Annotated in this window: 14 protein-coding genes; 3 read left to right on the forward strand and 11 right to left on the reverse strand. The window is 73.8% G+C overall.

Features of this window, described 5'->3' with window-relative positions; all coding sequences use genetic code 11:
* The first annotated feature begins 284 nt into the window (after positions 1–284).
* Positions 285–1400 (forward strand): DMT family transporter, encoded by a 1116-nt coding sequence (locus FZ103_RS22560; RefSeq protein ID WP_156003973.1) that lies wholly within the window; start codon positions 285–287, stop codon positions 1398–1400.
* A gap of 21 nt (positions 1401–1421) precedes the next feature.
* On the opposite strand, the gene FZ103_RS22565 is transcribed toward FZ103_RS22560, so the two are convergent.
* The 6 genes from FZ103_RS22565 to FZ103_RS22590 all read right to left on the reverse strand — a co-directional run bounded on the left by FZ103_RS22565 (position 1422) and on the right by FZ103_RS22590 (position 7814).
* Positions 1422–1862 carry a hypothetical protein gene (locus FZ103_RS22565; RefSeq protein ID WP_156003975.1) on the reverse strand — a complete coding sequence of 147 codons (441 nt, stop codon included), beginning with the start codon at positions 1860–1862 and terminating at the stop codon, positions 1422–1424.
* 174 nt (positions 1863–2036) lie between these two features.
* Positions 2037–3206 carry a glycosyltransferase gene (locus FZ103_RS22570; RefSeq protein WP_394350131.1) on the reverse strand — a complete coding sequence of 390 codons (1170 nt, stop codon included), beginning with the start codon at positions 3204–3206 and terminating at the stop codon, positions 2037–2039.
* A gap of 381 nt (positions 3207–3587) precedes the next feature.
* Positions 3588–5432: a S1C family serine protease gene (locus tag FZ103_RS22575; protein ID WP_156003979.1), complete on the reverse strand. Its 1845-nt coding sequence runs from the start codon at positions 5430–5432 to the stop codon at positions 3588–3590.
* Positions 5433–6140: 708 nt separating this feature from the next.
* A complete protein-coding gene (locus FZ103_RS22580) occupies positions 6141–7010 on the reverse strand; it encodes a sulfurtransferase (protein WP_156003981.1) in 870 nt (289 codons plus the stop codon).
* A 29-nt stretch (positions 7011–7039) separates the two neighbouring features.
* Positions 7040–7456, reverse strand: coding sequence for a hypothetical protein (locus FZ103_RS22585; RefSeq protein WP_186356708.1), 417 nt, complete (start codon positions 7454–7456; stop codon positions 7040–7042).
* Positions 7449–7814: a hypothetical protein gene (locus FZ103_RS22590; protein WP_186356709.1), complete on the reverse strand. Its 366-nt coding sequence runs from the start codon at positions 7812–7814 to the stop codon at positions 7449–7451. Before FZ103_RS22590 ends, FZ103_RS22585 begins: the two co-directional genes overlap by 8 nt.
* Positions 7815–8067: 253 nt before the next feature.
* Here FZ103_RS22590 and FZ103_RS22595 point away from each other — a divergent pair, with 253 nt between their 5' ends.
* A complete protein-coding gene (locus FZ103_RS22595; RefSeq protein ID WP_156003983.1) occupies positions 8068–8907 on the forward strand; it encodes an LLM class F420-dependent oxidoreductase in 840 nt (279 codons plus the stop codon).
* A gap of 303 nt (positions 8908–9210) precedes the next feature.
* Here the strand turns inward: FZ103_RS22595 and FZ103_RS25005 are convergent, their stop codons facing one another.
* The 5 genes from FZ103_RS25005 to FZ103_RS22620 form a co-directional block, all read right to left on the reverse strand.
* Positions 9211–9768 carry a hypothetical protein gene (locus tag FZ103_RS25005; protein ID WP_186356710.1) on the reverse strand — a complete coding sequence of 186 codons (558 nt, stop codon included), beginning with the start codon at positions 9766–9768 and terminating at the stop codon, positions 9211–9213.
* A 27-nt stretch (positions 9769–9795) separates the two neighbouring features.
* On the reverse strand, positions 9796–10428 hold the full coding sequence (locus tag FZ103_RS22605; RefSeq protein ID WP_156003985.1) for a hypothetical protein: 633 nt from the start codon (positions 10426–10428) through the stop codon (positions 9796–9798).
* 211 nt (positions 10429–10639) lie between these two features.
* On the reverse strand, positions 10640–12226 hold the full coding sequence (gene guaA / locus FZ103_RS22610) for a glutamine-hydrolyzing GMP synthase (RefSeq protein ID WP_186356711.1): 1587 nt from the start codon (positions 12224–12226) through the stop codon (positions 10640–10642).
* Positions 12227–12307: 81 nt separating this feature from the next.
* Entirely contained in the window at positions 12308–13423 is a 1116-nt protein-coding gene (locus FZ103_RS22615; RefSeq protein WP_186356712.1) for a PP2C family protein-serine/threonine phosphatase, read from the reverse strand.
* A 388-nt stretch (positions 13424–13811) separates the two neighbouring features.
* Entirely contained in the window at positions 13812–15392 is a 1581-nt protein-coding gene (locus FZ103_RS22620; protein ID WP_156003989.1) for a succinic semialdehyde dehydrogenase, read from the reverse strand.
* A gap of 200 nt (positions 15393–15592) precedes the next feature.
* On the opposite strand from FZ103_RS22620, the gene FZ103_RS22625 reads away from it, so the two are divergent.
* On the forward strand, positions 15593–16888 hold the full coding sequence (locus FZ103_RS22625; protein ID WP_156003991.1) for an FAD-dependent oxidoreductase: 1296 nt from the start codon (positions 15593–15595) through the stop codon (positions 16886–16888).
* Positions 16889–16893 lie beyond the last annotated feature (5 nt).

Below are 16893 nucleotides of genomic sequence, written 5' to 3' on the forward strand. Positions count from 1 at the left end.
CACACACCGCACCCGCGGTTCATCGGTCACCGGTGCGACCTGTCACACTCGGCGGGGGCGTCCGGTATGCCCGAAAGCGGCCGCCTCGGCCGTACGCGGCGGCGGGCGGTCGGGGGCCCGGCGGGTTCTCCGCCTTCGCAGCGCGCGCAACCGTCCCCGACCCGGCACCGTTTCGCCGGCGCCCGTCCCGCACCGCACCGCCGGACCCGCACGCACATCGAGGTACCCGACGTACCAGCCGCACCCGCCGCAGCGGGTGCCCCGCAAGGAGGGCGCAGCAGCACATGACCTTGCCAGTGGTCGCCGCGATCGCGGGTGCGTTCGCTGTCGCGGCGGGGGCCGCGTTCCAGGAGCGGTCGGTCATCAGGGCGCCCCGGCTGGGCCAGCTGCGCCTGCTGTCGTTCCTGGTGCGCAGCCGCGGTTGGTGCCTGGGCACGTTCCTCACGGTGACGGGCGTCGTGGCGCACATGGCGGCGCTGAGTTACGCGCCGCTGATCATCATCCAGCCGATCGGGGTCAGCGGGCTGCTGTTCGCGGTGATGCTCTCCGCCTTCTTCCGCCGGCAGCGCTTGACGAAAGCGCAGGTGGTGGGCTCGCTGGCGGTGACGATCGCGCTGGCCGGGCTGTTGGCCACGCTGCCGGGCCATGCAGGGGCGCCGGTGCCCACCCGCGCCGAGACGATCCTCATGCCGGTGGTGTGCGCGGGCGTGATCGTGGTGTGCGTGGCGGCGGCCCGGTTCACCGGAGCGGTCACCCGGGCCTGGACGCTGGCGCTGGCCGGAGGTGTGGCCTACGGGGCGACGTCGGCCTACGCGCGCGTCATCGGGTCGGAGGCGGCCACCGATCTGCTGGCCGTGCTGCAGCCGCTGACGCTGGTGGGCCTGGCGATCGGCCTGACCGGCGCCGTGGTGGTGCAGAACGCCTACCGCAGCGGGCACTTCGCGCTCGCGTACGCGACGCTGCTGATCAGCGACCCGCTGTCGGCCGCCGTGATCGGCGTGGCCTTCTTCGACGAGCGCATCCCCACCGGGCCGGTGGACGGCTCGATCGCCGCCGCTGCCGCCGTCCTGCTCGTCGCGGGTGTGATCATGCTCGCCCGCTCCAGCCAGCCGGCGCCGCATACGGGGGTGCCCGACTCCCGGCCGACCGCGGCGCGGCTGCGCCCGGCCGACGGCCGCGACGTTCCGCATCCCGCCTCCGAGGCCGAAGGGCCGCCGCGCGGCACGGCGCCGGAGCGGCGGACCGCAGGCGGGCGCGACCGCGACCGGGACTCGACCGGCCATCAGGTCAGACCCGGCGCCGAGCCCCCGGGACGGGCCGGGCACGTCGCCGAGCGCGGCAGGAGCGCCGCCCCGCCCGGCCGGCACCGCACTCGGCCCGCGAAGCCGGCGCTGGAGTGATCCGGGTGCCGCGGCACGCCGTCAGGGCCGCTCGGTGGTACGCACGAAGGTGAGGTCGAAGTCCTTGCGCCAGGTGCGCCCCTCGTCCTCCGAGGCTTCCCAGCGGCCCGCGATCACGTCCTTGCCCACCTCGGCGATGAAGCGCTGGTGGAAGTCGGGGTCTTCGCGGGTCAGCGTCCAATCCGTCCCGTCGAACGCCATGTGGAACAGCCGGGAGACCCCGCGGTCGTCGTGGTAGAACGCCGCGAACCCGCCGCGGGCGTCGCTGTGCCCGATGGCGAGTTCGTAGGCCGATTCCCCGCCGAAGTCGCACCGCTGGAGGATGAACGCGTCGCCGATCCACTCGAACGTCGTCGAGCCGTGCACCTCGGTGCCCGGGGGTTCGAGGAACCAGGCGTCCGACATCGTCAGCGTCCATCGGCCGATGAGACCGTCCAGCTTCTCCACACTCGGGTTGCGCATCGCTGCCTCCGCAGTCGCGATCGTGGTCGAGGTGTCGACTGCGGGCGGGCCCCGAACTCATCGGTCTGACGGCCGGCACCCGCGGCCGGTGCACCGCGGCTCCAGCCTCCCACGCACGGGGCCGCCGGGCGGCGCCCTCCGCATCCGCCGGCCGATCTTGGCCGCCCAGTGGGATCAGCGCGGCGCGAGGCCGCGGTAGATCTCCTCGTATCGGGCGAGGGACGCCTGGTGGTCGTGCTGGGAGACGAGCCGGCGGCTGGCCTCGCCCATGCGGTCGCGCTCCTGTTCGCTGGAGAGGATCTCCGCGGCGTACTTGGCGAGATCGCCCGGCTCCCCCGGCGGGTAGAGGTAGCCGTTGCGGCCCGTCTGGACCAGATGCGGCAGCGCCAGCGCGTCGGCGGCGACGACCGGCAGCCCGCTGGCCATCGCCTCCAAGGTGGCGATGCTCTGCAGCTCGGCGGTGCCGGCGATGGCGAACACGTCGGCGGCGTGGTAGACGTCCGGCAGGTCCGCGTCTGGCACGAACCCGAGCAGGTGCACGCGGTCGTCCACGCCGCGGCTGCGCGCCAGCTCCTCCAGGTGCGGCCGCTGCGGTCCGGCGCCGGCCACCACGAGCTGGGTGCCGGGAACGGTTATGTGCGCCAGTGCCTCGACGAGGTCGCCGATGTTCTTCTCGGCGTCCAGGCGCCCCACGAAGGCGAGGGTGGGCCGGTCGGGCACCCCCAGCCGCCGCCGGATCCGCGCGCGTTGCGCGGCGCCGCCCGCCAGGGGCCGGAACCGGTCCAGGTCGGTGCCGCAGGAGACCGCCTCGACGGGCCGGTGGAAGCCCTTGTCGCGCAGCAACCGGGCGGCGATGGCCGTCGGGGTCGTGACGTGGTCGGCCGCGGAGGTGACCCGCACGAAGTCGCGCCAGGCGCGGTCGCCGATCGCCGAGCGCAGCGCCGGCGGGCAGTGCAGGTAGGTGAACAGGTTCTCCGGCATGAAGTGGTTGGTGGCGATCACCGGGATGCCGTGGCGGCGGGCCGCGCGCAGCAGCAGGCGGCCGACGATGAAGTGGTTCTGGATGTGCACGGCGTCGGGGCGCAGCCGGGCGAGCAGGCGGTCGATGTGGCCGGTGAGGCCCGCCGGGACCGCCAGGCGCACGGTTTCGTGCACCACCGACGGCACGGACCGCAGCCGGTGCTCGACGACCCCGCCGGCCTCGGCGATATGCGGCGGCCCCTGCGCCGAGGGGCACAGCACGTGCACATCGCCGCCCCGCTCGGCGAGTCCCCGCGCCAGGCGCGAGGTGAACAGCGCGGCGCCGTTGACGTCCGGCGGGAAGGTGTCGGAGCCGATGAGCACGCGCAGACGCGCGGACGGTCCGCCGCCGTTCCGCCGTGGGGGCTCCTGCCGCCGATGTCGGCCCGAGGGTGCGGGGGGAAGGGTGTGGCCCATGGTCACGTCTCCAGATCGAGGCGCGGCTGAGCGGGACCGCGCCGTGATTGCGGTGGCCTTCTCCGTCGGTCGCCGCCGCCGGCGCCGTTACAGCCGGCGTACGGCCGGTTGCCGCACGGTGCCGCGAACGATACCCCGGCCCCGCCCGATTCACCGAGCGCGCCGGTCGTGTCGCACATCGTGCGCCCGCGGCGGGCCGCCGAGCCCGCGGGACCCGGCGCGAGCGCCGGGTCCCGTCCCCCCGTCCCCTCCCGGTCCCCGCTCCGGGAGGCCGTCGTCGGCGGGCCGTCAGCCGTTGAGGCTGTCGGAGGACTGGGCCGCGAGCGTCACCTCGGTCTCGTGGTGCTCGCCGTCGCGGACGTAGCCGATCGTGATCGTGTCGCCGGGCTGGTGGGCCCGGATGGCCGCGATGAGTGCGTTGGGGCCCTCGACCTCCTTGCCGTTGACGTGGGTGATGCGGTCGCCGCGCTCCAGCCCGGCCTTGGCCGCGGCACCGCCGTCGGTGGTCTCGACGATCGTGGCGCCCTCGGCGCGGCGCTGGTCGGTGATGGTGGCCTGGATGGCGGCGTAGCTGGCCTGGCCGTCCTCGATGAGCTGCTGGGCGATGGGCTTGGCCTGGTTGATCGGGATGGCGAAGCCGAGTCCGATCGAGCCGGCCTGGCCCGAGGCCCCCGTCGAGGCGATCGCGGTGTTGATGCCGATGACCTCGCCGCTCATGTTCATCAGCGGTCCGCCGGAGTTGCCCGGGTTGATGGGGGCGTCGGTCTGGATCGCGTTGATGACCGTGGAGGTCTGCAGCTCCTGCTCCTGCTGCTGCTCGGGCGGCGCGAAGGGGTTCTGCGGCTGCTGCTCCGGCGCGCTGGCGCCGGTGTTGACCGGCCGGTCGAGCGCGCTGACCACGCCCGAGGTGACCGTTCCCTGCAGGCCCAGCGGCGAGCCGATCGCGACGACGTCGGCGCCCACCTCGACCTTGTCGGAGTTGCCCAGGTCGGCGACGCTCAGCCCGCTCACGTCCTGGGCCTTGATGACGGCGAGGTCGGAGACGGGGTCCGAGCCGAGGATGTCGGCCTGCGCCTCGTCGCCGTTCTGGAAGGACACGGTGACGGAGTCGCCTTCGGCCGCGGCGACGACGTGGGCGTTGGTGAGGATGTTGCCGTCGGAGCTGATGATCACCCCGCTGCCGGCGCCCTGGCCCGCCTGGATGGAGACCACGCTCGGCAGCGCGCGGTCGGCGACCTTGCTGACGTCGCCGCTGGAGACCGAGCCCTCCGAGTCGCCGGTCAGCGCCGAGGTGGAGCCGGCGCCCTCGACGAAGAAGGCGGTGACGGCGGCCGCGGCCGGGCCCACGATCAGGCTGGTGATCAGGGCCGTCACGGCGGCCACGAGCAGGACCTTGTTCCGCCGGAGGAACGACGGCCTGCGCGGCTGCTCGCCGTAGGGCCCGCCGGGGTGGCCTTCACCGGGCGGGGGCGGCGGGTATCCGCCGTAGCCGGGGTCGCCGGGACGGCCTCCCGAGCCGGGGTGCCAGCCCCCGGGCGCGGAGCCGGCGTGCTCGGGTCCGGGGCCGTAGGAGCCGGGGGCGCCGGCGCCTGTTCCGGACCAGGCCGCGGCCTCGTAGCCGCCCGGACCGGCGTGGTGACCATGGTGACCGGGGTGGCCGGGACCGCCCGGTCCGGGGGGCGGACCGTAGGGGGCGCGGTCTCCTGGCTGCTCGTGGCCGCCCGGCTGCCGCGCATCGGCGGGGTGGGCGCCGGGCGCGTAGGGAGACGGGGCGTCCTGAGAGGGGGTTCCGTCGCGGGGGTCCTGAGGGGGCTCGGGCCGGTTCTCGTCCGCGGCGGGGGCCTCGTCGCCGCCCTGTTCCGCGGCGCCCTGGGGCGTCGATCGCGCCGGGCGGTTGGCCACCGACGACCGCCAGCGTGCGGTGGTCTCCGCGGCGCCGCCTACAGGCTCTCCGCCTTCAGCATCGCGCGGGTTGCCGCCGGTCTGCGGCTCGTGGTCGGCACGCTCGGCCGAGGAGGCGGGGTCGGCGCCGGACCGGGCGGGGTCCGCGGACGCCTCGGCCGGCTCCGCCGGACGGCCACCGCCGTCCTGGTCCCCGGTGGGGAATCCCTTGTTGGGGTCACTGGCACTCATTTACTCCTCCGGATACTCGACCTGCTTACCGACAACGATCGGAGCCTGAGGTTAGAAGGCGGTGAGACAGACGAAAAAATGGGACGCGAAGCGTCTTCCGTCAGGGTGGCGGTGGGCGACGGGCGGGCAAAAGGCAGACGCGAAGCGTCTTCCGTTGGGTGGTGGACGGAGCTCGGTTGAGGTGGAGAGGGCTGAAAGGAACCCTCCGAGAACCACCGGAGCCGGCAACCACGGAGGCTGCGGCAATGGGGCTGTGATGCGCACAGCGCTGTGCGCCAGCTTGCCGCCGAGCGCACGCTGTGCCGCTCAGGTGGAGCCGCACCATCGGCAGCCCTCCACCGCAAAGGTGCTCCGTGCGCCCGGCGGCAAGCAGTGAGGCGCGCTACGCGAACCGCACCCATTGCCGCAGCCTCTCGGGTGGCCGCCGCAGAGGATTCCCGGAGGGTTCCTCTCAACCCTTCCGAGAACCGGAACCCGGAAGTGGCGGCGGACGCCGAACACACGCCGGGGCGGCTCGTAGCGGCGAACGAGGTCATGTGGTATCCGCTGCCCATTCCACGCGGGAAGGCGACATCGGCGCGTCGCGCACGGAATATCCGCAGGTTGCCGCATCATGGACTGCGGTGCGGCCCTGGATCCCTCTTCGCCCCTCTCTCCTGGTCAGCCGCGTGGCCGCCCACTGACCCGGGTCCTTCGGCCATGCGGTGTTCATGCGGATCCGCCGCCCTCCCCCGTCTCCACCGGCAGCCCCGCATCGGCCCCCCACGCGCTCCACGACCCCGGGTAGAGGCGCGCTCCGGTGTATCCCGCGTACTCCAGGGCGAGCAGATCGTGGCACGCGGTGACGCCGGAGCCGCAGTAGGCGGTGATCGTCTCGGCGGAGTCCGCGCCCAGGGCGCGGAAACGCTCGCGCAGCCGCTCCGGCGCGGCGATTCGCCCGTCCTCGGTCAGATTGCCCGCCCAGGCGGCGCTGCGGGCCCCGGGGATGTGGCCCGGCCGGGCGTCGACCGGAGCGGGTGCCTCGCCGGTGTAGCGCTCACGGGCGCGGGCGTCGAGCAGCAGCCGGTTCGGGTCGCCGGTCGCGGCGCGCACGGCGGCGGTGTCGGCGATGCGGTCGGGGGGCCAGGGCACCGGGGTGCGTTCGCGGTGCACCGGCTCGACCCCGCCCTGCTCCAGCGGGCCGGGCCAGGCGTCGATCCCGCCGTTGAGCAGCGCGGCGGGCGAGCCCAGCACGCGCAGCATCCACACCAGCCGCGCCGCTGTGGAGCCGCCGCTGTCGTCGTAGGCGACGACGGACGTGTCGTCGCCGATCCCGAGCCGGGCCAGGGAAGCGGCCAAGTCCCGCGGGTCGGGCAGCGGGTGGCGGCCGCCGGACTCGCTCGCGGGCGCCGCGAGGTCGGTGTCGACGTCGACGAACACCGCGCCCGGCAGGTGGCCCTCCAGGTAGGCCGCATATCCCGAGCGGCCGTCGAGGTACCAGCGGACGTCGGCGAACAGGACGTCGCCGCGGTGCCGGGCCGCCCACTCCGGTTCGACGACGACGGGCAGCGCGGGGCGGTTGTTGTCATCGGATGCCATGGCTGCAAGCTACCCGGACGCCGCGCGCGTCAGACGGGCTCCCCTGCCGTGCGGGACCGGGTGATGCGGCGCAGCCACAGCAGCCCCAGCACCGGCAGGACGAGGGGGATGAACAGGTAGCCGCTGCCGAAGCGCGACCACACGGTGTCGTCGGGGAACGCCGCCGGATCCAGCACGCTGAACGCGCCCACGACCAGCACTCCCACCAGTTCCACGGTGCACGAGACCGCGGCCACCCGCAGGGAGGTGCGGCCGCCCATGATCAGGCCGACGGTCGCGACGATGTAGACGACCCCGGCCAGCGCCGAGAGCGTGTAGGCCAGCGGCGCCTGGTCGAAGCGGGTGAGGATCTGCACGGCGGCGCGGGAGGTCGCCCCGATGGCGAAGATCGCGTAGATGACGACGAGCACGCGGCCGGGGCCGCTGCGGCCGGCGGGGTCAGACACGGGCGGGATCCCAGAGCTGTTCGAGGCGGACCATCATCACGGGCAGGATCAGGCAGGCGAAGGCGATGACAGCGGGGCCCCACCGGCTGCGCTCGATGAAGCCCCACACCGCGCACGCCGGCGGGATCAGCACGATCGTGGCGAGGTAGCTGATGAAGACCAGCGTCTCGGCGGGGTGTTCGCCGCGGGCCATCAGCACCGCGGAGACCACCGCCTGCGCGATCACGAGCAGCCACAGGACGGCGGCCGCCACCAGGTGGGGAACGACCATCGGCTGGTCGCGGAACGTCGAGATCAGGCACCATCCGGCCAGGATCAGCGATGCGACCTGGATGGTGGTGGTCAGTGCTTCGACCACGGGTCTCCTCCACCCCGGTTGGTGCGGTGCGGCCGGCTCCGCCGGTGCCGGTCGGGCGCGTCGGCGGCGGACCGCGGATGTCTACGACAGACTGTAGTACCAACTGCCGCGCGCCGGTAATCCGGGCGTCGGCCGAGGGCTGCGCCCGGTCTCCGCCGTGCCGCGAGGGTGCCGCGGCCGTGGGAATGAACCGTCGGCGGACGCGGCTGATGGGCAGTGGACCCCAGAGGAACCGAGGAGACGGAGGCTGACGATGAAGTACGGCATTCTGATGTTCCCGACGCACGACGCCGTCGATCCGGCGACGCTCGCCCGCGAGGTCGAGGACCGCGGCTTCGAGTCGCTGGTGTTCCCCGAGCACAGCCACATCCCGGTCAGCCGCCGGTCCCCCTACCCGGGTGGCGGCGAGCTGCCGCGGATGTACGTGCACACGTTCGATCCGTTCGTCGCGCTGAGCTACGCGGCCTCGGCGACGACGTCGCTGCGCATCGGCACCGGCGTGTGCCTGGTGATCCAGCGCGACCCCATCCACACCGCCAAGGAGGTCGCGAGCCTGGACTTCCTCTCCGGCGGCCGGTTCCTGTTCGGGGTGGGCGCCGGCTGGAACCGCGAGGAGATGGCCGACCACGGCACCGACGCGCGCACGCGGATGCGGCGGATGGCCGAGAACATCAAGGCGATGAAGGAGCTGTGGACGAAGGACGAGGCGGAGTTCCACGGCGAGTTCGTCGACTTCGAGACGAGCTGGGCCTGGCCCAAGCCCGTGCAGAAGCCGCACCCGCCGGTGATCGTCGGCGGCAACGGGCCCACCGCCGAGGAGCGGGTGGTCGACTTCGGCGACGAGTGGATGCCCCAGGGGATCACGCTCGACAACGTCGCCGAGTTCGGTGAGCGGGTCACGCGCCTGCAGCAGCTGGCGGCCGACGCCGGGCGCGGGACGATCCCCGTGTCGATGTACTACGCCGTGCCCGACGAGAAGACCATCGACGCCTACGCCGAGGCGGGTGTGGGCCGGGTGTTCTTCGGCGTCGACTCGGCCGGGCGCGACACCGTGCTGCCGCAGCTGGACCGGCTGGCGCAGCTGATCCGCTGACGGCCGCCGGGGGCGAGTGGCGCCCCGAGTGCTCCGAAGGTGCCGCCCGCCCGGAGGGCATCAACGACCTACGTCCTGTTTAAAGAGCCGGCTTGCCGCCGAGCAGCAGTGCACTTTGCCGCAAAGGCCCGCCACCAGTGGTACGGCTCCGCCTGACAGGTGCAGCGTGCACTCGGCGGCAAGCTGCGACCGCGCTACGCGAACCGCGCCCATTGCCGCAACCTCGATGGTGGCCGCCCCAGGTGGTACCGGGGGGTTCCTGGAAAGCGGCGCCTCCGCCCCCCTACACCCGGCCTAGGCGGATCAGGACCGCGGCGGACCCGCGGGCGGCTGCGGCGGTCCGCCCGCCGAGCCGTCCGGCGGAGGCGTACCGCCCGGACCGCCGGGGCCGCTCGGAGCGCCGGGTGCCCCCGGCTCGCCGTACCCGCCCGGTCGGGCGGGGCCGCCCCACCCCGGGCCGCCGGGTCCCGGCGCCGCGGGGGCGCCCGGTCGGCCGGGGGGCGGCGCGGAGGCGTTCGCGCCCGTTCCCGCCGCGGCCCTGCCGGTGAGTCCCAGGGCCACCAGGAGCAGACCGAGACCGGCGATCATCAGGACGGCGTCGAGGACGCTCCACACCACGTTGAGGGCCTCCAGGGCTTCGCCGTCCACGGCGCCGCTGTACATCAGCAGCATCAGGCCGCCGTTGACGATCCCGTCCAGGATCAGGACCGCGCCCGCGATCCGGGTCATCCACCGCGTGGAGCCGGAAGGCGCGCGTCCGCCCAGGACGAGTGCGATCACGCCGACGACGGCCGGCAGCGCGGCGAACACCGCGGCGACAGCCGGATTGATCAGCAGCGACGTGGGATCCGGGGAGAACATCACAGGGCTCCGTGAAGTGGGAGGGGCTCAACCGTTGGTCTGCGGCGGGGTGCCCGGCGGAGGCTGGTGCGGACCGCCGGAACCGGGGGACGAGGGCGGCGGCGCGGCCGACGGATGCGGACCGCTGTCACCGCCCGCCGGCGGCGCGCCCGGAACGGCTCCGTGTCCCGGAGGGCGGCCCTCCGAGGCGGGCGGCGCCCCCATGCCCGGGTTCGGGCCCGAGGGGCGGGCACCCGGACCGGGGTGTCCCGCGTGGTTCGGCGGAGCGGCGTGGGCCCCGTGGCCGCCCGGGTGCTGCGGATGCCCCGGTGCCGTAGGCGGCGGCGCGGACCAGGCGGGGTCGGGGACGCGGGCGGGTCCGGTGCGAACGCGCCGGACGACGCCGAGGACCAGCAACAGGAGCCCGGCGGCGTAGATGAAGTTCAGCACGTATCTGGCGACGGCCGACGCGGTCGGGTCGAGCATGGGGAACTCCCACATGAGCCCCGCGTGGAGGCTGATACCGAGGAGCAGGTCGCCCACGCCGTCGATCAGCACCAGCACGAGCCCCAGAGCCGGCAGCAGGCGGCGGCCCACCGGGGCGAAGAACAGGACCAAGAACGCCAGCAGGGGAAACAGGATGTAGGGCACGTTCCATATGAACGTCTGCACGAGGTCCACGGCTGGTTCCCACTCTTCCCTGCGATCGTCGTCGGACAAACCTAGGGGAACCGGCCGAGCACCGCCAACCCTGCCTCACCGGTCGTGCATGGCCGCAGGCGGCCTCGGCCGGCAGCGGCCTCGATCGCGAGCCGCCGGAAGCATGCGGCGTGCGCTCATCGGCCGGCCGGGAGGCGGCGCGCGGCGTCTGCGTCGACGCCCCAGGAGGCCCCTACTCCCACTCGATCGTGCCGGGCGGCTTGCTGGTGACGTCGAGGGTGACGCGGTTGATCTCGCGGACCTCGTTGGTGATGCGGTTGGAGATGGCGGCCAGCACGTCGTAGGGCAGCCGCGACCAGTCGGCCGTCATCGCGTCCTCGCTGCTGACCGGGCGCAGCACCACCGGGTGGCCGTAGGTCCGGCCGTCGCCCTGCACGCCCACCGAGCGCACGTCGGCGAGCAGCACCACCGGGCACTGCCAGATGTCGCGGTCCAGACCCGCGCGCGAAAGCTCCTCGCGGGCGATCGCGTCGGCCTCGCGCAGCACGTCCAGGCGCTCGCGGGTGACCTCGCCGATGATGCGGATGGCCAGGCCGGGGCCGGGGAAGGGCTGGCGCCACACCATCTCCGGCGGCAGGCCCAGCTCCTCGCCGACGCGGCGGACCTCGTCCTTGAACAGCTCGCGTAGCGGCTCGACCAGCGAGAACCGCAGGTCCTCGGGCAGGCCGCCGACGTTGTGGTGCGACTTGATGTTGGCGGCGCCGGTGCCGCCGCCCGACTCGACCACGTCCGGGTAGAGCGTGCCCTGCACGAGGAACTCGACGTCGTCGCCGTCCTTGCCGCCTTCGGCGACGACCTCGCGGGCCGCCTGCTCGAAGACCCGGATGAACTCCCGACCGATGATCTTGCGCTTCTCCTCGGGGTCGCTGACGCCCGCCAGCGCGTCGAGGAAGCGCTCCTGGGCGTCGACCACCTTGAGCACCGCGCCGGTGGCCGCGACGAAGTCCTTCTCGACCTGCTCGACCTCGCCCTTGCGCAGCAGCCCGTGGTCGACGAACACGCACGTGAGCCGGTCGCCGATGGCGCGCTGGACCAAGGCGCCGGCCACCGCGGAGTCCACGCCGCCGCTGAGGCCGCACACGGCGCGCTTGCCGCCGACCTGCGCGCGGATGCGCTCGACCTGTTCGTCGACGATGTTGACCATCGTCCAGGTGGGCCGGCAGCCGGCGCCGTTGTAGAGGAAGTGGCGCAGCACCGCCTGGCCGTGCTCGGTGTGCAGCACCTCGGGGTGGAACTGCACGCCGTAGAGGCCCCGCTGGGGGTTCTCGATCGCGGCGACCGGCGTGCTGTCGGTGCTGCCGATGGTGCGGAAGCCGTCGGGGGCCGCGGAGACGGAGTCGCCGTGGGACATCCACACCGTCTGGACGGCGGGCAGGCCGGCGAAGAGCACGGTGTCGGTGCCCGCGTCCATGCGGGTGCGGCCGAACTCGCTGCGGCCGGTCCGGGAGACGGTGCCGCCCAGGGACTGCACCATGGCCTGGTAGCCGTAGCAGATGCCGAGGGTCGGCACGCCGGTCTCGAACAGGCTCGCGGGCGCCTGCGGAGCGCCCTCGGCGTAGACCGACGACGGCCCGCCGGAGAGGATGATGGCCTTGGGCCGCTTGGCGAGCATCTCCTCGACGGGCATGGTCGAGGGCACGATCTCGCTGTAGACGTGGCATTCGCGTACCCGCCGCGCGATGAGCTGGGCGTATTGCGCGCCGTAGTCGACGACGAGGACGGTGTCGAAGGAGCTTTCGCCGGCGTCGGCAGGGGACACGGAGGAACCTTCCCGCAGGTAGAAGCGTGCAGCGCACGGGGATCGGACCGCTTGCCCGCAGTCTATTTCCTCGCGGCGGACTCAGAACCCGGCCACGAGCACCGCGCGGTCGTCGGCGTGGCCGCTGGGCGCGGACCAGGCCATGACGGTGGTGCACACGTCCTTGGGCGTGGGCGCCTCGAACCCGGTGAGAAGCGCGGACAACCGGCCCAGCCCGGCGTCCAGGGCCTCGCGCCGCTGCTCGACCACGCCGTCGGTGTAGCAGACCAGCATGTCCCCGGGGTGCACCGCGACGCGCGCGGTGCGGTGCGCGCTGCCCAGGGCGCAGCCCAGCGGCGGGTCGACGACCTCCTCCAGCCGCTCGCAGGTGCCGCCGGCGCGCAGCAGCATCGGCGGAACGTGGCCGGCGTTGGCGTAGGACAGCTCGTCGCCGGCGGGGTCGTAGACCGCGTAGCACATGGTCGCCATGTTCTCCGGCAGGTAGGTGTCGACGTAGGCGTCGAGCCGGGCCGTGATGCGGTCGGGGCGGACGCCCTCCTCCAGGGCGGCGGCGCGCAGCACGCTGCGCAGCTGGGACATGACGGTCGCCTCGGAGAGGCCGTGCCCGGCGACGTCGCCGATCACCAGGCCGACGCGGTCGGTGGCGGGGATGGGCAGGACGTCGTACCAGTCGCCGCCGACCTCGGCGCCGTAGGCGGTGGGCACGTACTGGGCGGCGACTTTCAGCGGGGTGCCCTCGACGCGGTCGGGCAGCAGGGCGTGCTGGAGACTGAGGGCGGTCTCGTGCTCGCGCTCCAGGCCGGCGCGCAGGGGGCGCTCGCGGCCTGTGCCGGGGCCGGGCGCGAGCCCGCCGTCGAATGAGGCGCAGACGAGGCGGATCTGCACGGCGGGTTCGCCGGTGTCGGCCCAGGCGGCGCGGCTGCCGAACCCGTGGCAGTGGTGCGGCCGGCCTTCGGGGCCGAGGAGGGCGAGGGTTCCGGCCATGGGTTCGCCGGCGCGGGCCCAGCGCCGGAGGGTTTCGCCCACCCGGTCGGGGCCGTCGCAGCTGAGACCGTAGAGGTTCGCCCCGGTGGCGGCGGCCGGGAACAGCCGCCGCATGGCCGCGTTGCGGCCGAGGATCTCGCCGGAGACCCCGACCAGCAGCATCGGCTCGCTCACGGCGCGGGTGATCGAGCCGAACACCTCACCGGCTAGCACGGCTCACCGCGGCCCGCGCCGCCCGGCGGCGGGTCCTGGACGGCCGCGTGGTGCACCCGTGCCGTCCCGGTGGCGGGGCGGCGCGCTCGGGCGCCGCCGAGCCGGATGCCGACATCGGCTTCTCGCATGGTCACTCCGTTGGTTCCGCGGGAACCGCCGTCGCGCTTCGAGGGAGCTTGAGGGGGCGTACGGCGGACGGATGAAGCGCACGTTACGCCCACGCGGCATCCGGTGCAGGAGTTTTCGCTTTTTTGCCGCAGCGGAACGGAGTGTCGAAATTCACCGTGTGCACCCGCGGCCGTGCACGGTGTCACCGCGTGTCATCCGCGCAGGCGGGGGCGGGGGCACGACCCCCGCCTGCGCGCGGTGCGCCGGCGCGGAGCGCGGGTCAGCGGATGCGGAACCGCTTCATCAGCCGCGCGCTGGCGGTCATCACCGACGACAGTGTCTGGGCGCTCATCCCCGGTGTGCCGCCGAGCCCGACGAAGTGCTGGCTGGCGACGGTCTGGGACTCGGTGTAGCGCAGCAGCCCCTCCGCGCCGTGCCGCCGGCCCACCCCGGAGCGCTTCATGCCGCCCATGGGGGCGCCGTAGCTGGCCCAGGCGGCGCCGTAGCCCTCGTTGATGTTGACGGTGCCGGAGTGGATGCGCTCGGCCAGCCGCCGCCCGCGGGCCGTGTCGCGGGTCCACACGCTGGCGTTGAGGCCGTAGTCGGTGGCGTTGGCCGCCTCGACGGCCTCGTCCTCCTCGGAGAAGCGGTACAGAGACACGACGGGGCCGAAGGTCTCGGCCGCGCAGGCGTCCATGTCCGGGGCGACTCCGGACAGCACGGTGGGCTCGTAGAAGAGGGGGCCGAGGTCGTCGCGGACACGCCCTCCGGCCAGCACCTCGGCGCCCTTCTCGCGCGCGTCGTCGACGTGGGCGGCGACGCGCTCCAGCTGCCGGGGGTAGGTCAGCGATCCCATGTCGGCGGAGTAGTCGAAGTGGGCGTTGAGCTCCATGCCGCGCACCGCATCGGTGAAGCGCTCGGCGAACTCGTCGTAGACGGAGTCGTGCACGTAGATCCGCTCCATGGAGATGCACAGCTGGCCGGCGTTGCTGAAGCAGGCGCGCTGCAGGCCCTCCACGGTCCAGTCGAGGTCGGCGTCGGAGCAGACGACGGCCGGGTTCTTGCCGCCCAGCTCGGCGGAGAAGCCGATGAGGCGGCCCGCGGCGCGCTGGGCGATCTCGGCGCCCCTCGGCGAGGACCCGGTGAACGAGACGTAGTCGGCGTGGTCGATCAGCGCGTCGCCGATCTCTCCGGGCGTGCCGAGCACGGGGATCCACAGGTCCTCGGGCAGCCCCGCCTCGACGGCCAGGTCCATGGCCCACAGCGCGGTCAGCGCCGTCTGGGTGTCGGGCTTGGCGACGACGGCGTTGCCGGCCAGCAGCGCGGGCACGGCCTCGGCGACGGGCAGCGCCAGCGGGTAGTTCCAGGGGGTGATCACGCTGACGGCGCCCTTGGGCATGCGGCGGTGGTAGGTGCGCGTCGCTCCGGGGACCGCCCCGGCGGTGCGCTGCGGGCGCAGCAGGCGCGGCGCGCGCCGGGCGTAGTGCAGGGTGCCGCCGGCGGCGTCGTAGACCTCCTCGAACGCGTGCCGGCGGGCCTTGCCGGTCTCCCACTGGATGATGTCGAGGATTTCGCGCTGGCGGTCCAGGACCAGGTCGTGGAATCTGAGGAAGGGCTCGGCGCGCTCGCGCGGCGACAGCGCGGCCCAGGAGCGCTGCGCCGTGCGGGCGCGCTCGAACGCCGCGGCGACGTCGTCGGCCGTGGACTCCGGCAGCTCGGCGAGGGGCGCGCCGGTGAACGGAGCCGTGGTGGTCGCGGTCTTGCCCGACGCTGCGGCCACACGCCGGGTGAGGCGGGGGGAGACGTCCCGCGGCTCCGTCGGCGACGCGGAGCTGCCGGAGGTCTGCGTAGCGGTGTCCATGGCGGGAGGGTAATCCACGTCACGCCGCCTTGGCTACCCGCGGGTAACCACCGAGGGGCCGGTTACCGGGCCCGGTGCCGGGGACGAAGGGACTGGCGGTCGGCTGACGCGCTGCCGGGCGCGGAGCCGGATCGCACCCGACCCAGCCGGCTCCCGGGGCGTTCGGAGGCTCCCGCATCGCCCTTTCCTTGGAGGTTGCGATGTCGCACACCGATAAGACCACCGTCGCCATCGCGGGCGGCGGTCCCGCCGGGATCATGCTCGGCCTGCTGCTGGCGCGGGCTGGGGTGGACGTCACCGTGCTGGAGAAGCACCGCGACTTCCTGCGCGACTTCCGCGGCGACACGGTGCACCCCTCCACGCTGCAGGTGCTCGACGAGCTGGGCCTGGCCGAGGAGCTGGAGAAGCGCCCGCACCGCAAGGTCACGTCCCTGACGGTCGGCCGCAGCGGCGACCCCATCGTCCAGGCGGACCTGGCCTCCCTGCCGGGGAGGTTCCCTTATGTCGCGATGATGCCGCAGTGGGACTTCCTCGACATGCTCACCGACCACGCCCGCGCCTACCCCGGGTTCCGGCTGCTGATGAACGCCGAGGCCGTGGGCATCGCCGAGGAGGACAGCGCCGTGCGCGGCATCCGCTACCGGGAGCGGACCGAGGGCGAGGACGGCGGGGGCCGCGAGCACGAACTGCGTGCCGTGCTGAGCATCGCGGCCGACGGCCGAGACTCCGGGCTGCGCGACGCCGCGGGCATGGTCCCCACCGAGCTGGGCGCGCCGATGGACGTGCTGTGGCTGCGGGTGCCCCGCGGCTCCGCCGACCCCAGCGGCCTGAACGGCAGCCTGGGCGAGGGCGCGATGGCAGTGGCGATCGACCGGGGCGAGTACTGGCAGATCGCGTTCCTCATCCCCAAGGGCGGCTTCGAGGCGGTCCGCGCCGAGCCGATCGCGAGCTTCCAGGAGACGCTGCTGGGGCTGCTGCCGTTCCTCGGCGACAACGTGCGCGAGATCGACGACTGGTCCAAGGTCGCCTTCCTCAACGTGACCCAGGACCGGCTGGAGCGCTGGTACCGGCCGGGCCTGCTGGCGATCGGCGACGCGGCGCACGCCATGACACCGGTGGGCGGCGTGGGCATCAACCTCGCGATCCAGGACGCGGTGGCGACGGCCAACCTGCTGTCGCGCCCCCTGCTGGAGGCCCAGAGCGATCCCGACCGGTTCGCCAAGACGCTCAACCCCGAGCTGCTGGCCCGCGTGCAGCGCCGCCGCCGGATGCCCACGGTCGGCACCCAGGCGGTGCAGCAGCTGCTGCAGCGACAGGTCATCAGCAGGGCGCTGGCCGCGGACGCCGAGCTGCCGCTGCTGCTGCGCGCGATCGGCGGCACCGGGCCGTGGTCGGCAGTGATCGCCCGCGTGATGATGTACGGCCTGCGCCCCGAACACGTCCGCAGCGCCGCGGTGGCCACGCCCGCCCATGGCGGCGCGGGCCCGCCCGCTTAGGCGGC

Source organism: Streptomonospora sp. PA3, assembly GCF_009728995.1.
Lineage (GTDB): Bacteria > Actinomycetota > Actinomycetes > Streptosporangiales > Streptosporangiaceae > Streptomonospora.